Annotated in this window: 1 protein-coding gene; it reads right to left on the reverse strand. The window is 54.1% G+C overall.

The window, feature by feature from the left end; translation table 11 throughout:
• A partial coding sequence (locus NR073_RS11035; protein WP_256748841.1) for a hypothetical protein occupies positions 1-425 on the reverse strand: 425 nt, incomplete at both ends.

Consider the following 425-nt stretch of genomic DNA (forward strand, 5'->3'; position numbering starts at 1 on the left):
GAGCCCACCGCGTTGAGGTACTTCGCGATGGCCTTGCTCTTGGCCGGGGACTCCCCGCTGCCCCGCTTCTTGCCCTCGGGCCCGGCCGCGGTCCCTTCCTCTTTTTTCTTTTCCCCCTTTTCCTCCTTTTCCTTTCTTTCTTCTTTTCCTTTTCCTCCTCTCTCCTCCCCCTTTCCTCCTTTTTCTTCCTTCCCCCCCTCTTCTTTCTCTCTTCCCCCTCTCCCTCCCTTCTCCTTCCCTTCCTCTTTCCTCCTCTTTTTCTTCCTCTCTTCTTTCCCTTTCTTCTCTTTCCTCTCTTTCCCTTTTCTTCTCCTTCCTCCTCTCTTCCTCCTTCTCCCTTCCTTTTTCCCCTTCTTCCCTTCCTCTCCCTTCCCTTTCCCTTCTTCTCTTCTCCCCCTTCTCTCCCCTTCTTTTCCCTCTCCCTT

The organism is Micrococcus sp. Mcc28 (assembly GCF_024519775.1).
GTDB classification, from domain to species: domain Bacteria; phylum Actinomycetota; class Actinomycetes; order Actinomycetales; family Micrococcaceae; genus Micrococcus; species Micrococcus luteus.